Annotated in this window: 18 protein-coding genes; 8 read left to right on the plus strand and 10 right to left on the minus strand. The window is 65.7% G+C overall.

The annotated features are described in order from the left end of the window. Positions 1–2 precede the first annotated feature (2 nt). Positions 3–890, plus strand: coding sequence for a cytochrome c oxidase subunit 3 (locus NJG22_RS04300; RefSeq protein WP_253092841.1), 888 nt, complete (start codon positions 3–5; stop codon positions 888–890). Positions 891–992: 102 nt separating this feature from the next. Here NJG22_RS04300 and NJG22_RS04305 read toward each other — a convergent pair whose 3' ends face one another. Further along, a complete protein-coding gene (locus tag NJG22_RS04305) occupies positions 993–1,196 on the minus strand; it encodes a twin transmembrane helix small protein (protein WP_253092843.1) in 204 nt (67 codons plus the stop codon). A 63-nt stretch (positions 1,197–1,259) separates the two neighbouring features. Here NJG22_RS04305 and NJG22_RS04310 point away from each other — a divergent pair, with 63 nt between their 5' ends. Genes NJG22_RS04310 through NJG22_RS04330 form a run of 5 tightly spaced genes read left to right on the plus strand, consistent with a single transcriptional unit; the run spans position 1,260 to position 5,149 of the window. Next, entirely contained in the window at positions 1,260–2,003 is a 744-nt protein-coding gene (locus NJG22_RS04310) for an SURF1 family protein (RefSeq protein ID WP_253092844.1), read from the plus strand. Then, on the plus strand, positions 1,969–2,553 hold the full coding sequence (locus tag NJG22_RS04315) for a hypothetical protein (RefSeq protein WP_253092845.1): 585 nt from the start codon (positions 1,969–1,971) through the stop codon (positions 2,551–2,553). The genes NJG22_RS04310 and NJG22_RS04315 overlap by 35 nt, the downstream gene beginning before the upstream one ends. 9 nt (positions 2,554–2,562) lie before the next feature. After that, complete coding sequence (locus NJG22_RS04320; protein ID WP_253092846.1) at positions 2,563–3,636, plus strand: COX15/CtaA family protein; 1,074 nt, start codon at positions 2,563–2,565, stop codon at positions 3,634–3,636. Next, positions 3,621–4,520 carry a heme o synthase gene (gene cyoE / locus NJG22_RS04325; RefSeq protein ID WP_253092847.1) on the plus strand — a complete coding sequence of 300 codons (900 nt, stop codon included), beginning with the start codon at positions 3,621–3,623 and terminating at the stop codon, positions 4,518–4,520. Before NJG22_RS04320 ends, cyoE begins: the two co-directional genes overlap by 16 nt. Continuing rightward, a complete protein-coding gene (locus NJG22_RS04330; protein WP_217851489.1) occupies positions 4,517–5,149 on the plus strand; it encodes an SCO family protein in 633 nt (210 codons plus the stop codon). The genes cyoE and NJG22_RS04330 overlap by 4 nt, the downstream gene beginning before the upstream one ends. Positions 5,150–5,272: 123 nt before the next feature. Here NJG22_RS04330 and NJG22_RS04335 read toward each other — a convergent pair whose 3' ends face one another. The 3 genes from NJG22_RS04335 to NJG22_RS04345 form a co-directional block, all read right to left on the minus strand. Next, the gene (locus tag NJG22_RS04335; protein ID WP_253092848.1) at positions 5,273–6,043 is read right to left on the minus strand and encodes a MetQ/NlpA family ABC transporter substrate-binding protein; all 771 of its coding nucleotides are present in this window, start codon (positions 6,041–6,043) and stop codon (positions 5,273–5,275) included. 64 nt (positions 6,044–6,107) lie between these two features. Beyond that, positions 6,108–6,779, minus strand: a complete 672-nt coding sequence (locus tag NJG22_RS04340; protein ID WP_217851485.1) for a methionine ABC transporter permease — start codon at positions 6,777–6,779, stop codon at positions 6,108–6,110. Continuing rightward, entirely contained in the window at positions 6,779–7,786 is a 1,008-nt protein-coding gene (locus tag NJG22_RS04345) for a methionine ABC transporter ATP-binding protein (protein WP_253092849.1), read from the minus strand. The genes NJG22_RS04340 and NJG22_RS04345 overlap by 1 nt, the downstream gene beginning before the upstream one ends. A gap of 223 nt (positions 7,787–8,009) precedes the next feature. On the opposite strand from NJG22_RS04345, the gene katE reads away from it, so the two are divergent. Continuing rightward, positions 8,010–10,154, plus strand: a complete 2,145-nt coding sequence (gene katE, locus NJG22_RS04350; protein ID WP_253092850.1) for a catalase HPII — start codon at positions 8,010–8,012, stop codon at positions 10,152–10,154. Between the two features lie 84 nt (positions 10,155–10,238). Here katE and NJG22_RS04355 read toward each other — a convergent pair whose 3' ends face one another. From NJG22_RS04355 to zur, 4 genes are all read right to left on the minus strand, one after another. Next, positions 10,239–10,946 carry a PA5502 family lipoprotein gene (locus NJG22_RS04355; protein WP_253092851.1) on the minus strand — a complete coding sequence of 236 codons (708 nt, stop codon included), beginning with the start codon at positions 10,944–10,946 and terminating at the stop codon, positions 10,239–10,241. A gap of 128 nt (positions 10,947–11,074) precedes the next feature. Next, the gene (gene znuB / locus NJG22_RS04360; protein ID WP_253092852.1) at positions 11,075–11,857 is read right to left on the minus strand and encodes a zinc ABC transporter permease subunit ZnuB; all 783 of its coding nucleotides are present in this window, start codon (positions 11,855–11,857) and stop codon (positions 11,075–11,077) included. Next, positions 11,850–12,623 carry a zinc ABC transporter ATP-binding protein ZnuC gene (gene znuC, locus NJG22_RS04365; protein ID WP_253092853.1) on the minus strand — a complete coding sequence of 258 codons (774 nt, stop codon included), beginning with the start codon at positions 12,621–12,623 and terminating at the stop codon, positions 11,850–11,852. Before znuC ends, znuB begins: the two co-directional genes overlap by 8 nt. Then, positions 12,620–13,105, minus strand: a complete 486-nt coding sequence (gene zur, locus NJG22_RS04370) for a zinc uptake transcriptional repressor Zur (RefSeq protein WP_217851474.1) — start codon at positions 13,103–13,105, stop codon at positions 12,620–12,622. Before zur ends, znuC begins: the two co-directional genes overlap by 4 nt. 18 nt (positions 13,106–13,123) lie before the next feature. Between zur and NJG22_RS04375 the strand changes: the two genes are divergently transcribed. After that, positions 13,124–14,080, plus strand: a complete 957-nt coding sequence (locus NJG22_RS04375; RefSeq protein ID WP_253092854.1) for a zinc ABC transporter substrate-binding protein — start codon at positions 13,124–13,126, stop codon at positions 14,078–14,080. 186 nt (positions 14,081–14,266) lie between these two features. Here NJG22_RS04375 and NJG22_RS04380 read toward each other — a convergent pair whose 3' ends face one another. Next, entirely contained in the window at positions 14,267–15,217 is a 951-nt protein-coding gene (locus tag NJG22_RS04380; protein WP_253092855.1) for a homoserine kinase, read from the minus strand. Between the two features lie 67 nt (positions 15,218–15,284). Then, entirely contained in the window at positions 15,285–15,575 is a 291-nt protein-coding gene (locus NJG22_RS04385; RefSeq protein ID WP_134689048.1) for a DUF2782 domain-containing protein, read from the minus strand. Positions 15,576–15,581 lie beyond the last annotated feature (6 nt).

A 15,581-nucleotide genomic window follows, 5' to 3' on the forward strand; every position in this document is an offset into this window, starting at 1 on the left:
CCATGGCAAGCCACGAGCACTACTACGTCCCGGCGCAGAGCAAGTGGCCGATCATCGCCACGATCGGCCTGTTCATCACCGTGTTCGGCCTGGGCACCTGGTTCAACGACCTCAAGGCCGGCCACCCGGAATCCCACGGGCCGCTGATCTTCTTCGTCGGCGGGCTGTTCCTGGCGTACATGCTGTTCGGCTGGTTCGGCGCGGTGGTCAAGGAGAGCCACGCCGGGTTGTACAGCGCGCAGATGGACCGCTCGTTCCGCTGGGGCATGAGCTGGTTCATCTTCTCCGAGGTGATGTTCTTCCTGGCTTTCTTCGGCGCGCTGTTCTACGTGCGGGTGCTGGCCGGGCCGTGGCTGGGAGGCGAAGGGGACAAGGGCGTGGCGCATATGCTCTGGCCCAACTTCGAGTTCGTCTGGCCGTTGTTGCACACGCCCGACCCGAAGCTGTTCCCGCCGCCCAAGGAGGTGATCGACCCGTGGCACCTGCCGCTGATCAACACCATCCTGCTGGTGAGTTCCAGTGTCACCGTGACCATCGCCCACCATGCCCTGCGCAAAGGGCACCGTGGCGCGCTGAAACTGTGGCTGGGGCTGACCATCCTGTTGGGGATCGCGTTTCTCGTGCTGCAGGCCTACGAGTACCACGAGGCCTACAACGAGCTGGGGCTGACCCTGGGGTCGGGGATCTACGGGGCGACGTTCTTCATGCTTACCGGGTTCCATGGTGCCCACGTGACCTTGGGCACCTTGATCCTGTTCGTGATGTTCTGCCGGGTGCTGCGCGGGCATTTCAACCCGGACAAGCATTTCGGGTTCGAGGCGGCCAGCTGGTACTGGCACTTCGTCGATGTGGTGTGGGTGGGGTTGTTCATCTTTGTGTATGTGCTCTGAAGGGCGGCGCTGGCCCCAGGATCTCGGCTCCATGCGCAATCGCCGGGGCTGCTATGCAGCCCTTTCGCGACACAAGGCCGCTCCTACAAGGATCGAGGTATTTCAGAACGGCGCGTGCGACACCAGTTGCCCACTGATCAAGCCCCAGGCCACCAGCCCAATGGTCAGGGTGGCGAGGGTGACGCGCAGGGTGAGGGCCTTGAGCAGGCGGGTCGACTGGTCGTCGTCCTTGACCAGGAACACCAGGCCACTGAACAGGCTGGCGATGGTGGCCAGCAGCATCAGGACAATCGCGGCCTTGAGCATGGCGAAACTCCGGGGGGATGCAGTGATGAGGACAAGTATAGCGCTCGACCTCGCGGGGCCGCGGTGAAGCCGTTTCGCCCCGGGCTGGTGCCGACCCTGGTGGTGCTTGCGCTGCTGCCTGGGCTGATCGCGCTTGGCTGCTGGCAACTGCGCCGGGCCGATGAGAAGCGCCTGTTGCTGGACACCTACACCGCGCGCCAGGCCCAGGCGCCGGTGGCCGTGGCGCAACTGCAGCAGTTGCCGGACCCCGCATTCCAGGCGGTGCACCTGCAGGGCCGCTTCGACGGCGAGCACAGCCTGTTGCTGGATAACCAGATGCGCGACGGCAAGGCCGGCGTCGAGCTGCTGCAACCGTTTCACGACCAGGCCAGCGGCCGCTGGCTGCTGGTCAACCGCGGTTGGCTGCCTTGGCCGGATCGCCGCGTACCGGTCCACTTCGACACGCCCGAGCGCGCCCTGACCCTCGACGCCTCGGTCTATGTCGCCCCGGGCAAGACCTTCCAGTTGCACCCCGACCCCACCAGCGGCCAGTGGCCGCAACTGCTCACCGCCGTCGACCCGAGCACGCTCTGGCAGCAGTTGGGCCGCGACGGCTTTGCCCATGAACTGCGCCTGCAAGCGGGCCCGGCCACCTACCGGCTGGATTGGCCGGTGGTGGCGATGGGCCCGGAAAAGCACCTGGGCTACGCCGTGCAGTGGTTCGCCCTGGCCAGCGCCCTGGTGCTGCTCTACCTCTATTTCGGCTGGCATCACAACGACAAGGAGAACCGCCATGGCCGTCGCCACGCGTCCACTGGACACGCCTGAAGCTGGCAAGCCCCGAGCCCGCGGGCGCTTGCAGCTGTTGCTGATCCTGTTCGTCGTGCTCGGGCCGATGATCCTCGCCACCAGCATGTACAAGCTCCAGTTCTGGGTGCCGGAAGGACGCAGCTACCACGGGGCGATGATCGGCAATGGCCAGGGCCGCGCCGATATCGGCATCGATGCCCAGGAATCGCGCTGGCAACTGCTGGTCAGCGCGCCGCAGGCCTGCGCGCAGGACTGCCAGCAACTGGTGTACCTGGCCCGGCAGATCCAGATCGGCCTGGGCCGCGATGCCAGCCGCGCCAGCCATGCCTTGGCCGCCGCCCAGCCACTGACGGCGGACTACCTGGCGCTGCTGGGCCGCGAATACCCACAGTTGCAGCGCTACCCGCTGGATGCCGCGCGCTATCGCGCCAAGGTGGTCGAACCCGGCCCGCAACTGTGGATCGTCGACCCCCACGGCAACCTGGTGCTGCGCTACGACGCCAAGGTCAATGGCAAGCAGGTGCTGGATGACCTGCGCCACCTGCTCAAGCTGTCCAACATCGGCTAGGAGGCTGTCATGGCCAGACCCGGATTCCGCCTCGCTGTGTTCGCCACCCTGCTGGCGCTGCTGGTGGTGTTGCTCGGCGCCTACACGCGGCTGACCCACGCCGGCCTGGGTTGCCCCGACTGGCCGGGGTGCTATGGCTTCATCGGCGTGCCGAAAAGCGCAGCCCAGCTGGCCCATGCCGAGCAGCACTTCCCCGAGCACCCGGTGGAAGCGGCCAAGGGCTGGGCGGAGATGACCCATCGCTATTTCGCCGGCACCCTGGCGCTGGTGATCGCCCTGCTTGCCTTCCAGGCCGTGCGCCGGCATGCCCGCGACGGCCAGCCGTACCGCCTGCCGCTGTTGCTGCTGGGGGTGGTGCTGGCACAGGCGGCGTTCGGCATGTGGACGGTAACCCTGAAGCTCTGGCCGCAGGTGGTCACCGCCCACCTGCTCGGTGGGTTCACCACCCTGAGCCTGTTGTTCCTGTTATCGCTGCGTCTATCCCGGGCCTTTGCGCCTTTGTCGAAGCTGCCGCTGAGCCTGCGCCGGATCGCCGCGTTGGCGCTGCTGGTAGTGATCGGGCAGATCGCCCTGGGCGGCTGGGTCAGCGCCAATTACGCTGCCGTTGCCTGCATCGACCTGCCCACCTGCCATGGCCAGTGGTGGCCGGCGGCGGACTTCAGCAACGGCTTCCACCTGACCCAGCACGTCGGGCCCAACTACCTGGGCGGGCAACTGGACAGCGATGCGCGCACGGCCATTCACCTCAGCCACCGCCTTGGCGCGTTGATGGTCACGGCGGTGCTGCTGATGCTTGCCTGGAAGCTGCATCGCCACGCTCAGGGCGGCCTGGCCCGCCTGGTGCTGCTGGCCCTGGCGCTGCAACTGAGCCTTGGCATCAGCAATGTGCTGCTGCACCTGCCGCTGGGCGTGGCCGTGGCGCACAACGCCGGGGGCGCCCTGCTGCTGCTGAGCATGGTGCTGGTGAACTACCGCATCCGCGTGGCCGACAAGGTGCGCGTGGGCCATGGCTGGCGCCTGCGGCCGATCACCAGCGTGGGCATTTCCCATCACATGAGGAACGACTCGTGGCGACGCTTCTGAGCACGGATAGCCCACGCGCCGGTTGGCGCGACTACATGGAGCTGACCAAACCCAAGGTGGTGGTGCTGATGCTGATCACCTCGCTGGTGGGCATGTTCCTCGCCACCCGCGCGGGCGTGGCCTGGAGCGTGCTGCTGTTCGGCAACCTCGGCATCGCCTTGTGCGCGGGGGGCGCGGCGGCGGTCAACCACGTGCTGGACCGGCGCATCGACGCGCTGATGGCCCGCACCCACAAGCGTCCATTGGCCCAGGGCCGGGTCGCGCCACTGCCGGCCTTGCTGTTCGCCCTGCTGCTGGCCTTGGCGGGGATGGGCCTGCTGCTGGTGTTCACCAACCCCCTCACCGCCTGGCTGACGCTGGCCTCGCTGTTGGGCTATGCGGTGCTCTACACCGGCTATCTCAAGCGTGCCACGCCGCAGAACATCGTGATTGGCGGCCTGGCCGGGGCGGCCCCGCCATTGCTCGGCTGGGTGGCGGTGAGCGGTCATGTGAGCGCCGAGCCATTGCTGCTGGTGCTGATCATCTTCGCCTGGACCCCACCGCACTTCTGGGCCCTGGCCATCCACCGCAAGGCCGAGTACGCCAAGGCCGATATTCCCATGCTGCCGGTGACCCATGGCGAGCGCTACACCGCCCTGCATATCCTGCTGTACACCTTGATTCTGCTGGCCGTGAGCCTGCTGCCGTATGCCATCCACATGAGCGGCCCGCTCTACCTGGCCTGTGCCCTGGGGTTGGGCCTGCGCTTCCTGCAGTGGGCCTGGGTGTTGTACCGTGGCACCCGGCCGCACGCGGCGATTGGCACGTTCAAGTACTCTATCGGCTACCTGTTCGCCCTGTTCATCGCGTTGCTCGTTGACCACTACCTGTTGCTGAACCTATGACCCGAACCCAGAAAACCGTCTTCATCCTCGTTGCCCTGGTCGCGCTGATCATGGGCCTGACCGTCAACAAGGTGCTCAACGACCGCGGTCAGTTGAACCCCACCGAACTGATCGACGCCGGCATCATCCTGCTGCCGCAGAGCCGTACCGTGCCGGACGTGAGCATGACCGACCAGAACGGCCAGCCGTTGGCGCTGGACCAGCTCAAGGGCAAGTGGTCGTTGCTGTTCTTCGGCTACACCTACTGCCCGGACATCTGCCCGACCACCCTCGCCCAGCTGCGCCAGGTCAAGAGCGAGCTGCCCAAGGAGGCGCTGGAGCGTCTGCAGGTGGTGCTGGTGAGCGTCGACCCGCACCGCGACACGCCGAACCAGCTCAAGCAGTACCTGGGCTATTTCGACAAGGATTTCGTCGGGGTGGCGGGGTCGATCGAGGATACCCAGAAGTTGGCCAATGCCTTGAGCATCCCGTTCATTCCGGCCGACACCAGCAAGCCGGGGTATACCGTGGATCACAGCGGTAACCTGGCCATCGTCGGCCCGGATGGTCGCCAGCGCGGGTTCATTCGTGCGCCGTTCAACAACCAGAAGCTGGTGGCGCAGTTGCCGGGGCTGGTCAAGCGGGATTGAGATCGGCGGGCCTGCTGCGCAGGCCTTTCGCGACACAAGGCCGCTCCTACAGGGAATCGCATTTCCCCTGTAGGAGCGGCCTTGTGTCGCGATGGGCCGCCAAGCGGCCCCGGGGATGTCAGCTTAGAATGTCGGCACCACAGCGCCTTTGTACTTCTCGGTGATGAACTGCTTCACCTCGGGCGAGTGCAGGGCCTGCACCAGTTTCTTCACCGCGTCCGCGTCCTTGTTGTCCTCGCGGGTCACCAGGATGTTCACGTACGGCGAATCGCTGCCTTCGATGGCCAGCGCGTCCTTCTGCGGGTTGAGCTTGGCTTCCAGCGCGTAGTTGGTGTTGATCAGGGCGGCATCGACCTGGGTCAGCACGCGCGGGATGGTGGCCGCTTCCAGTTCGCGGAGCTTCAGGTCTTTCGGGTTCTCGGCGATGTCCTTGATGGTCGACAGGATGTTCTTGTTGTCCTTGAGCTTGATCACCCCGGCCTTGTCCAGCAGCAGCAGGGCGCGGCCGCCGTTGGTGGCGTCGTTGGGGATGACCAGCGCGGCGCCGGATGGCAGCTCGTCGAGCTTCTTGTACTTGCTCGAGTACACGCCCAGGGGCTCGATGTGCACGCCGGCAACGCTCACCAGGTGGGTACCCTTGGCCTTGTTGAACTCATCGAGGTAGGGCTGGTGCTGGAAGAAGTTGGCGTCCAGGCGCTTTTCCGATACCTGCACGTTCGGCTGGATGTAGTCGGTGAACTCCTTGACCTTCAGCTCCACGCCCTCCTTCGCCAGCTGTGGCTGTACGAACTTGAGGATCTCGCCGTGCGGTACCGGCGTGGCGGCGACGGTCAGGGTCTCGGCGTTGGCCGAAAAGGCCGCGACGGCGGCGACAACAGCAAGCAGCTTCTTCATTGATCACTCCTTGTGAGGGCCGCGACGGCCCCCGAACGGGTCGGCCGGGCCGACCCCATTGGGGTTACTTACGGGAATAATGCACGACCAGCTTGTCGCCGATCATCTGCAGCACCTGGACCAGGATCACCAGCAGCACCACGGTGACGATCATCACGTCGGTCTGGAAGCGCTGGTAGCCGAAGCGGATCGACAGGTCGCCCAGGCCACCGGCACCGACCACGCCGGCCATGGCGGTGTAGGACACCAGGGTGATGGCGGTCACGGTGATGGCGGCGATGATGCCCGGCATGGCTTCTGGCAGCACGGCCTTGAAGATGATCTGGCCAGTGGTGGCGCCCATCGACTGGGTGGCCTCGATGATGCCGCGATCGACCTCGCGCAGGGCGGTTTCCACCAGGCGCGCGAAGAATGGCGTGGTACCCACCACCAACGGCGGGATGGCGCCGGCGACCCCCAGCGAGGTGCCGGTGATCAGCACCGTGACCGGGATCATCACGATCAGCAGGATGATGAACGGCACCGAGCGCACGATGTTGACGATGGTCGCCAGCACCGCATAGAACTTGGTGTGCTCGAACATCTGCCGCGGGCTGAAGAGGAACAGCACCACGCCCAGGGGCAACCCCAGCAGCACGATGAACACCAGCGAGGTGAACAGCATGATCAGGGTGTCGTTGGTTGCCTGCCAGATCTCGACCCAGTCGACGTTGGCGAAGTAGTTCAGGATATCCATCAACGCAGTACCTCCATATGTACATCAGCCGCGGTGAAGCGGGCGAACGCCGCCTCCATGTCGCCACCCATCAGGGCGAGGGTCAGCTGGCCATAGGGAATGTCCTTGATGCGGTCGATACGCCCGGCAAGGATGCTGTAGTCCACGCCGGTTTCGCGGGCCACGGTGCCGAGCAACGGCGCATAGGTGGCGTCGCCCTGGAAGGTCAGGCGCACGATGCGCCCCGGCACGTGGGCGAAGTCGTCGCGTTGCTCGTTTTCGTCGACCTGCTCGTCTTCCTGGACGAAGCGTTTGGTGGTCGGGTGCTGCGGGTGCAGGAACACCTCGGCCACCGGGCCCTGCTCGACGATCTGCCCGGCATCCATCACGGCCACGCGGTCGCAGACGCGGCGGATCACATCCATTTCATGGGTGATCAGCACGATGGTCAGTTTCAGCTCGCGGTTGATCTCGGCCAGCAGTTGCAGCACCGAGGCGGTGGTCTGCGGGTCGAGGGCGCTGGTGGCCTCGTCGCACAGCAGGATCTTCGGGTTGGTGGACAGGGCGCGGGCGATACCGACGCGCTGCTTTTGCCCGCCCGACAGCTGCGCCGGGTACTTCCTGGCGTGGTCCTGCAAGCCAACGCGGGCCAGCAGTTCGGTCACGCGCTTGTCGATCTGCGCACGCGGCAGCTCGCCGGCCAGTACCAGCGGCAGGGCGACGTTGTCGGCGACGGTCTTGGAGGCCAGCAGGTTGAAGTGCTGGAAGATCATCCCGACCTGCTGGCGGAAGTGGCGCAGCTGGCTGGCGTCGAAGGCGGTGACGTCTTCGCCGTCGACGACGATGGTGCCGCCAGAGGGCTCCTCGAGGCGGTTGATCAGGCGCAGCAGGGTGCTCTTGCCGGCGCCGGAGTGGCCGATCAGGCCGAACACCTGGCCATCTTCGATGGTCAGGCTGGTCGGGTTCAGGGCCGGGATATCCCTACCGGCGACGCGGTAGGTCTTGTGGACGTTTTGAAACTCGATCACTGAGCGAACCTTGTGGGGCGCATGGAATTTGGGCTGGCGGTGAGCCGGGGTGGCGCATTTTAGCCTTTTTCAATAGCGGTACTTATCACTTATTTCTGATTCATCCAACTCGCCGGCTATAACGCGACAACCGGTAATCCAGATTGAACGCACCGAAGCGCGCTCCAGTCACTACTTGGACACGCCCGAAGGGGCAGTCTGAACAATGATGAGGAGAGCCGAGATGCCCAGCAACCACACGGATTCACCCAGGCAGAGCCAGCTCGCCGGCACCGCGACCCCGGATCGGGCCAATACCAACGCCAAGCTGCAAAGCCTCGAGGAGGTGCGCAGCGATGCCACCGGCCAGGCCCTGCGCACCAACCAGGGCGTGCGCATCGCCGACAATCAGAACACCTTGAAAGCCGGCGAGCGTGGGCCTTCCCTGCTCGAAGACTTCATCATGCGCGAGAAGATCACCCACTTCGACCACGAGCGCATTCCCGAGCGTATCGTCCATGCCCGCGGCACCGGGGCCCATGGCTACTTCCAGAGCTACGGCTGCCACGCCGAACTGACCAAGGCCGGCTTCCTCCAGGACCCAGAACAGATCACCCCGGTATTCGTGCGCTTTTCCACGGTGCAGGGCCCGCGCGGCTCCGCCGATACCGTGCGCGACGTACGCGGCTTCGCGGTGAAGTTCTATACCGAGCAAGGCAATTTCGACTTGGTCGGCAACAACATGCCGGTGTTCTTCATCCAGGATGCGATCAAGTTTCCCGATTTCGTTCATGCCGTGAAGCCGGAGCCGCACAACGAAATTCCCACCGGCGCCTCGGCCCATGACACGTTCTGGGACTTCGTCTCGCTGGTGCCTGAGTCTGCCCATATGGTGATGTGGGCCATGTCGGACCGTGCCATCCCGCGCAGCCTGCGGATGATGGAAGGCTTTGGTGTGCATACCTTCCGCCTGGTCAATGCCCAGGGCGTGGCCAGCTTCGTCAAGTTCCACTGGAAGCCGCGCCAGGGCGTGCATTCGCTGCTATGGGACGAAGCCCAGAAAATCGCGGGCAAGGACCCGGACTTCAACCGCCGCGACCTGTGGGAAGCCATCGAAACCGGCGATTACCCCGAATGGGAGCTGGGGGTGCAGATCGTGCCCGAGGCCGACGAGCATGCCTTCGATTTCGACCTGTTGGACCCTACCAAGATCATTCCCGAAGAGTTGGTGCCGGTGACGCCCTTGGGCAAGATGGTCCTCAACCGCAATCCGGACAACTTCTTTGCCGAAGTGGAGCAGATCGCCTTCTGCCCGGGGCATATCGTGCCGGGCATCGATTTCAGCAACGATCCCCTGTTGCAGGGGCGGCTGTTTTCCTACACAGACACCCAGCTCAGCCGCCTCGGTGGACCGAACTTTCATGAAATCCCAATCAACCGTCCCGTCGCGGCCAATCACAACAACCAGCGCGATGCCCTGCACCGTCATACCATCCACAAGGGGCGGGCGGCCTACGAGCCGAACTCCATCGATGGCGGATGGCCCAAGGAAACCCCGGCCGGCCCGCAGGATGGCGGGTTCGAGAGCTACCAGGAGCGCATCGATGGCTACAAGATCCGCCAGCGCAGCGAGTCGTTCGGCGACCACTTCTCCCAGGCCCGCTTGTTCTTCCAGAGCATGAGCCCTAACGAGCAGCAGCACATCATCAAGGCCTATAGCTTCGAGCTGGGCAAGGTGGAACGCGAGGCGATCCGCGTGCGGGAAGTGAACGAGATCCTGGCCAATATCGACCTGAAACTGGCGGCGGCCGTGGCAGCCAACCTGGGCTTGCCGGTACCGACCAAAGGCAGCGTGCCGGTAAAAGGGGCCAATCCTGCGTCATCACCGGCTCTCAGCCAGATGAACCATCCTGGTAAGGTTGGAATCAAGGGACGCAAGATCGCCGTGCTGGTGGCCGATGGCGTCGATGCCGGTAGTGTCGACAAGCTGGTGAAGGCACTCGAGGCGCAAAGCGCGAAGATCCTGCTACTGGGCCCGACTTCGGCGCCCGTGCGCACCGCCGAGGGCAAGCCTCTGCCGGTGGATGCCTCGATGGAAGGCATGCCGTCGGTGATGTTCGATGGGGTGTGGGTGCCGGCGGGCAAGGCATCGCTCGAAGCCTTGGAGAACAGTGGCCTGGCCAAGCACTTCCTGCTCGAAGCGTACAAGCATCTCAAGCCCTTGGGGCTGACCCTGGACGCCAAGTTGCTGTTGAACAAGCTGGGCTTGCAGGAAGATGCCGGCTTGCTGCTGGGTGATGACCAGCAAGCCTTCGAGGCCTTCTTCAAGGCCGTCGAGGCGCATCGGGTGTGGGCGCGGGAGGCAGTGGCCGAGGGGGTTCCGGCATAAGCAAGGCCGCTCCTGCAGGGACTTCGCGGTCACCTGTGGGAGCGCCCTTGTGTCGCGATGGGGCGCGCAGCGGCCCCGGCAATCTCACTGCTGGTGCGGAACCAGCACCACCTGCGCCGGCAGCGAACGCTGGATCTCATGTGTCTGCTGCAACGCGAAGCCGCTGTCGAGCTTGCGCACGCGTTTCTCCAGCAGGGTCTTGAGCCACGGCGCATCCTGGGTGCGCGGCACCTGGAACACCACCTCGCACTGGTAGCTCACCACGTCGGCGGCGATGTCATCGAGCTGCTGGCGCAGGGCGCGACTGTCGGTAGTCTGCAACGCCACCACGGTAGACGGCGCGCTCGGGTCGATCAGGCGCGCCTTGGGCTTGGCTTCGGCGGCCTTGAGCGCGGCCTCGGCTTTTTCCAGCTCGGCCTTGCGCGCCTGGGCCATGGCGTCGCCGCCGGTCAGCGCCGGCGCCTGCGGCATCAGCGCGCGGGCACGGGCCAGGGCAGTGGCCGCGGCGTTGACATCGCCCTTTTGCAGGACGATCTGGCTGCGTTGCAGGTAGGCCTCGGCAAGCTGGCGCTGGTGCGGCTCGACCCGCGGGTCGTCCGGGGCCTGGGTTTGCAGCGCGGCCAGCTGGTCCTCGGCGGTGGCCAGCTCGTTGCTGGCGATGCTTTGTTCCAGCTGTTGCCAGGCATCCGGTTGGGCAGGCGCGCTCGGCTGCTCTGCCGGGGTGCTGGAGCACGCAGCCAGGAACAGGGAAAACGCGGCAACAAGCAGATAACGTGAGGCGAACGGCTTCATTCCTGCGACTCTCTATTTGCGCAAAAAGCGAGCAAGTCTACACCCAGGTGCGCACGCTCGAAAACAAGTCCTACAGACCTGCAACCGCTGAAAAGGTTGCAGGATGCGCCTGCGCGCATCCAGATATTTCAGCGTTTGGGTAATGCCAGGCTCAGCAAGAATAGCACTGCCGCGCAGACCACGATCGATGGCCCGGCCGGGGTGTCCTTGAACCACGACAGCGCCAGGCCGCCGCACACCGCGGTGACGCCCAGCAGGCTGGCGCCCAGGGCCATCTGCTCCGGCGAGCGGGCGTGACGTTGTGCCGCGGCGGCCGGAATGATCAGCAACGAGGTGATCAGCAACACGCCGACGATCTTCATCGCCACCGCGATCACCACCGCGATCAGCAGCATCAACGCCAGGCGCAGGCCCGCCACCGGCAGGCCTTCGACCATGGCCAGTTCCTCGTGCACGGTCACTGCCAGCAGCGGCCGCCAGAACACCGCCAGCAGCATCAGCACCAGCGCGCTGCCGCCAAGGATCCAGGCCAGGTCGGTGGTGCTGATCGCCAGCAGGTCGCCGAACAGGTAGGCCATCAGGTCGATGCGCACGTCGTGCATGAAGCTCAGCACCACCAGGCCCAGTGACAAGGTGCTGGGGGCGAGGATGCCGAGCAGGGTGTCAGAGGCCAGCGGCTGGCGCTGTTGCAGGGTGACCAGCAGGATCGCCAGCAACAGGCAGCCGACGGTTACCGCCAGCGCCGGGCTGACGTCCAGCGCGAAGCCCAGTGCCACGCCCAGCAGCGCGGCATGGGACAAGGTGTCGCCGAAATAGGCCATGCGCCGCCACACCACGAACGAACCCAGCGGGCCGGCGACCAGGGCCAGGGACAAACCGGCAAGCAGGGCGTAGAGAAGAAAATCAGCCATGCTTGCAGTGCTCTCCGTGGACATGGGGGCCGGGGGCGATCACCGAGCCGTGCAGGTCATGGCTGTGATCGTGATGGTGGTGGTAGACGGCCAGGCTCGGGGCGTTCTGGCCGAACAGCTCGACGAAGGCCGGATCGTTGCTGACCTGCTCGGGGTGGCCCGAGCAGCACACATGGCGGTTGAGGCAGACCACCTGGTCGGTGGCGCTCATCACCAGGTGCAGGTCGTGACTGACCATCAGCACGCCGCAGCCGTGGCGGTCGCGCAGGCGGGTGATGAGGTTGTACAGCTCGGTCTGGCCGACCACGTCGACGCCCTGTACCGGTTCGTCCAGCACCAGCAGCTCGGGCTCGCGCAGCAGTGCGCGGGCCAGCAGCACGCGCTGCATCTCGCCGCCAGAAATGCTCTGGATCGGGCTGTCGATCACCTGCTCGGCGCTGACCTCCTGCAATGCCGACAAGGCAGCCGCGCGGTCCACCCCGGGCACCAGGCGCAAAAAGCGCAGCACCGACAGCGGCAGCGTGGCGTCCACCTGGATCTTTTGCGGCATGTAGCCGATGCGCAGCCTGGGCTTGCGCCAGACCTTGCCGCGGTGCGGCTTGAGCAGGCCCAGCACGGCGCGCACCAGGGTGGTCTTGCCGGCGCCGTTGGGGCCGATCAGGGTGACGATCTGGCCTGGAGCCACCGACAGGTCGATGCTGTCGAGCACCGCCTCGCCGCCAAGGCTGACGCCGACCTGCTCGAGGCGGATCAGGGCGTCGCTCATGCCTGGCCCCGGCAGTTGCCGCACAGGCCCACTACTTCGACGGTCTGGGTCTCGACGGCGAAGCCCACGGCCTTGGCGCTGTCGACGATGGCGTTGCTGATGCTGTCCTGCTCCAGCTCGATGGCCACGTGGCAGGCGCGGCAGATCAGGAACTGACCCTGGTGCGCGTGCTCGGGGTGGCTGCAGCCGATGAAGGCGTTGAGCGAGGCGATGCGGTGCACCAGGCCGTTGTCGAGCAGGAAGTCCAGGGCGCGGTACACCGTCGGCGGCGCGGCGCGGCGACCGTCCTGTTCGCTGAGCACGGCGAGGATGTCGTAGGCGCCCAGTGGCTTGTGGCTCTGCCACACCAGTTCCAGCACCCGCCGGCGCAGGGCGGTCAGGCGCAGGCCCTGGCGGTTGCACAGCGCGTCGGCCTCGGCCAGCGCGCTGTGCACGCAATGGGAATGATCGTGGGGACGGTGGGCCAGCGGCGTGATGGACATGGGCAGCGACGGTTCTGGATGGAGACGTTATTATGTTACCTGTTTCTGACGACCCGAGTAGCCACCGTGTCCCGATTCCTTGCCTTCTTTGTCGCTTTCATCGCGTGCTCGGCCCAGGCCGAGGTGCGCCTGCTGACCAGCATCAAGCCCCTGCAACAGATCGCCGCCGCCATGCAGGACGGTGTCGGCAGCCCCGACGTGCTGCTGCCGCCGGGCGCTTCGCCGCACCATTACGCGCTGCGTCCGTCCGACGTGCGGAAGGTCGCCGATGCCGACCTGCTGTACTGGATCGGCCCGGACATGGAGGGCTTCCTGCCCCGCGTGCTGGCCAACCGCCGCAAGCCGACCACGGCGGTGCAGGCGTTGGCGGGCATGCAACTGCGCCACTTCGGCGAGGACAGCCATGCCCACGAGGACGCCGACCACGACGATCACGACCATGATCACCGTCCTGGCAGCCTCGATGCCCACCTGTGGCTGTCGTCGGTGAATGCCCGGGTGATCGCCACGCAGATGGCCGGCGACCTGGCGGCTGCCGACCCGGCCAACGCCGCGCGCTACCAGGCCAACCTGAAGCAGTTCGTCGAGCGCCTGGATGCCCTGGACCTGCGCATCAAGCAGCGCGTGGCGGGTATCGCCGGCAAGCCCTACTTCGTGTTCCACGAGGCGTTCGACTACTTCGAGGCGGCCTATGGCCTGAAGCACGCCGGTGTGTTCAGCGTGGCATCCGAGGTGCAACCGGGCGCGCAGCACGTGGCCGCCATGCGCCAGCGCCTGCAGGCCGTGGGCAAGACCTGCGTGTTCAGCGAGCCGCCACTGCGCCCACGCCTGGCCGAGACGCTGACGGCGGGGCTGCCGGTACGCCTGGCCGAGCTGGATGCCCTGGGCGGCAGCGATGCGGTGGATGGCAAGGGCTACGAGCGCTTGCTGGAGAAGCTGGGCGGCGACCTGGCTGGCTGCCTGGAACAGCTCTAGGGTCGTGATCTGTAGCACCCTGTAGGAGCGGCCTTGTGTCGCGATGGGCTGCGCAGCGGCCCCTGGGTCTCGGCCCCCTGCAAGACTGTCGGGCCTGCTGCGCAGCCCATCGCGACACAAGGCCGCTCCTACAGGGGTAGGGGCGGCCGGGAAATCCACATTGGCCGGCGAACAGGCAGGCGCGATCTACAAGGCGAAGGGCAGCTGCAACGCCACTTGCTGGCGCTGCGCCAGGCGTATCTCGAACTCGCGCGGGTCGTGGATCATCACGTCCATCCCGGCGAACGCTTGCGCCGCGATCAGCCGCGACAGCCAGAAGCGCACGCACGCCACCCGCAGCATCACTGGCCACAGCTCGGCCTCGGCGGCCGTGAACGGCCGTAGCGCCGCATAGGCGCCCAGCAGCGCCTGGGCGCGCGGCAGGTCGATGCCATCCGTTTCGTTCAGGCACCAGTCGTTCACGGTGATGGCGATGTCATACAGCATCGGCCCGGAGCAGGCGTTGTAGAAGTCGATCAACCCGGTCAGGTGGGTGCCTTCGAACATCACGTTGTCGCGGAACAGGTCGGCGTGCAGGTTGGCCCGGGGCAGGGCGAGGATCTGCGCCTTGTGCGCGCGGATCTCCTCCAGAGCCGGGGTCAGCAGCGCCGCCTGGGCCGCGCTCAGGCCCGGCAGCAGCTCGGCGCCCGAATCCAGCATCCAGTCCAGGCCACGGTCGGTGCGGCGCTCGAGGATGTGCTCGCGGGTGGCCAGGTGGATATGCGCCTGCAGCTCGCCGACCTGGGCGCAGTGCTGGTTGTTCGGGGCCTTGACGTGCTTGCCCGACAGCCGCGGTTGCAGCAGCGCCGGCTTGCCGCACAACTCGCGCAGGCCATGGCCGTCGCGGTCGCGCACGGCGTAGGGCACAGGCATGTCGGCAGCGTGCAGCACGTCGAGCAGGTCGATGAAGAACGGCATGTCTTCAGCCGGCCCGCGCTCGATCAGTGTTAGGACGAACTCCCCTTTTTCCAGGCTGACGAAGAAATTGCTGTTCTCGGTACCGGCGGCGATGCCCTGGAAGTCGAGCAGGCGGCCCAGCTCATATGGCGCCAGAAAGGTTTCCAGCTCAGGCCGGGACACAGGGGTGAAGACTGACATGTTGAAGAATTGCCCATGCGGGCACCTCCGCCGGGAAGTGCCTGGTTGATATGAACGGTACGCGAGCCTACTTCCACTCGAAGATTTTCCAGGACGGAATCAGCATGTCCGGCTGGTCTGAGCGAATGAAATTGGCATCGGTGCCATCGGCGCGTACCAGGAAATAAGGCTTGCCGCCCTTCGGCGTGACCTTGATCGCATACAGGAAGCCGTTCTGCCGGTATTCCTGGATGGTTTTATCGCCTTCCGTGCGAATGGTTACATCGGGATCGGCCGATGGGGCTTCGTCCGCCGCCTGGGTGACGACCGGCATGGTGGCCAGCAGACCGAGCAGTAACAGGCGATTGAGTGTGCGCATGATAAC

The sequence above is a fragment of the Pseudomonas sp. VA159-2 genome (genome assembly GCF_024126635.1).
GTDB lineage: Bacteria > Pseudomonadota > Gammaproteobacteria > Pseudomonadales > Pseudomonadaceae > Aquipseudomonas > Aquipseudomonas muyukensis.

Coding starts and splice junctions, on each gene's coding strand:
- katE (WP_253092850.1), top strand. CDS start 8,010: ATGCCCAGCAACCACACGGATTCACCCAGGCAGAGCCAGCTCGCCGGC.
- NJG22_RS04330 (WP_217851489.1), top strand. CDS start 4,517: ATGACCCGAACCCAGAAAACCGTCTTCATCCTCGTTGCCCTGGTCGCG.
- znuB (WP_253092852.1), bottom strand. CDS start 11,857: ATGGCTGATTTTCTTCTCTACGCCCTGCTTGCCGGTTTGTCCCTGGCC.
- NJG22_RS04380 (WP_253092855.1), bottom strand. CDS start 15,217: ATGTCAGTCTTCACCCCTGTGTCCCGGCCTGAGCTGGAAACCTTTCTG.
- NJG22_RS04315 (WP_253092845.1), top strand. CDS start 1,969: ATGGCCGTCGCCACGCGTCCACTGGACACGCCTGAAGCTGGCAAGCCC.
- NJG22_RS04305 (WP_253092843.1), bottom strand. CDS start 1,196: ATGCTCAAGGCCGCGATTGTCCTGATGCTGCTGGCCACCATCGCCAGC.
- NJG22_RS04335 (WP_253092848.1), bottom strand. CDS start 6,043: ATGAAGAAGCTGCTTGCTGTTGTCGCCGCCGTCGCGGCCTTTTCGGCC.
- NJG22_RS04385 (WP_134689048.1), bottom strand. CDS start 15,575: ATGCGCACACTCAATCGCCTGTTACTGCTCGGTCTGCTGGCCACCATG.
- znuC (WP_253092853.1), bottom strand. CDS start 12,623: ATGAGCGACGCCCTGATCCGCCTCGAGCAGGTCGGCGTCAGCCTTGGC.
- NJG22_RS04300 (WP_253092841.1), top strand. CDS start 3: ATGGCAAGCCACGAGCACTACTACGTCCCGGCGCAGAGCAAGTGGCCG.
- NJG22_RS04355 (WP_253092851.1), bottom strand. CDS start 10,946: ATGAAGCCGTTCGCCTCACGTTATCTGCTTGTTGCCGCGTTTTCCCTG.
- zur (WP_217851474.1), bottom strand. CDS start 13,105: ATGTCCATCACGCCGCTGGCCCACCGTCCCCACGATCATTCCCATTGC.
- NJG22_RS04320 (WP_253092846.1), top strand. CDS start 2,563: ATGGCCAGACCCGGATTCCGCCTCGCTGTGTTCGCCACCCTGCTGGCG.
- NJG22_RS04375 (WP_253092854.1), top strand. CDS start 13,124: ATGGAGACGTTATTATGTTACCTGTTTCTGACGACCCGAGTAGCCACC.
- NJG22_RS04340 (WP_217851485.1), bottom strand. CDS start 6,779: ATGGATATCCTGAACTACTTCGCCAACGTCGACTGGGTCGAGATCTGG.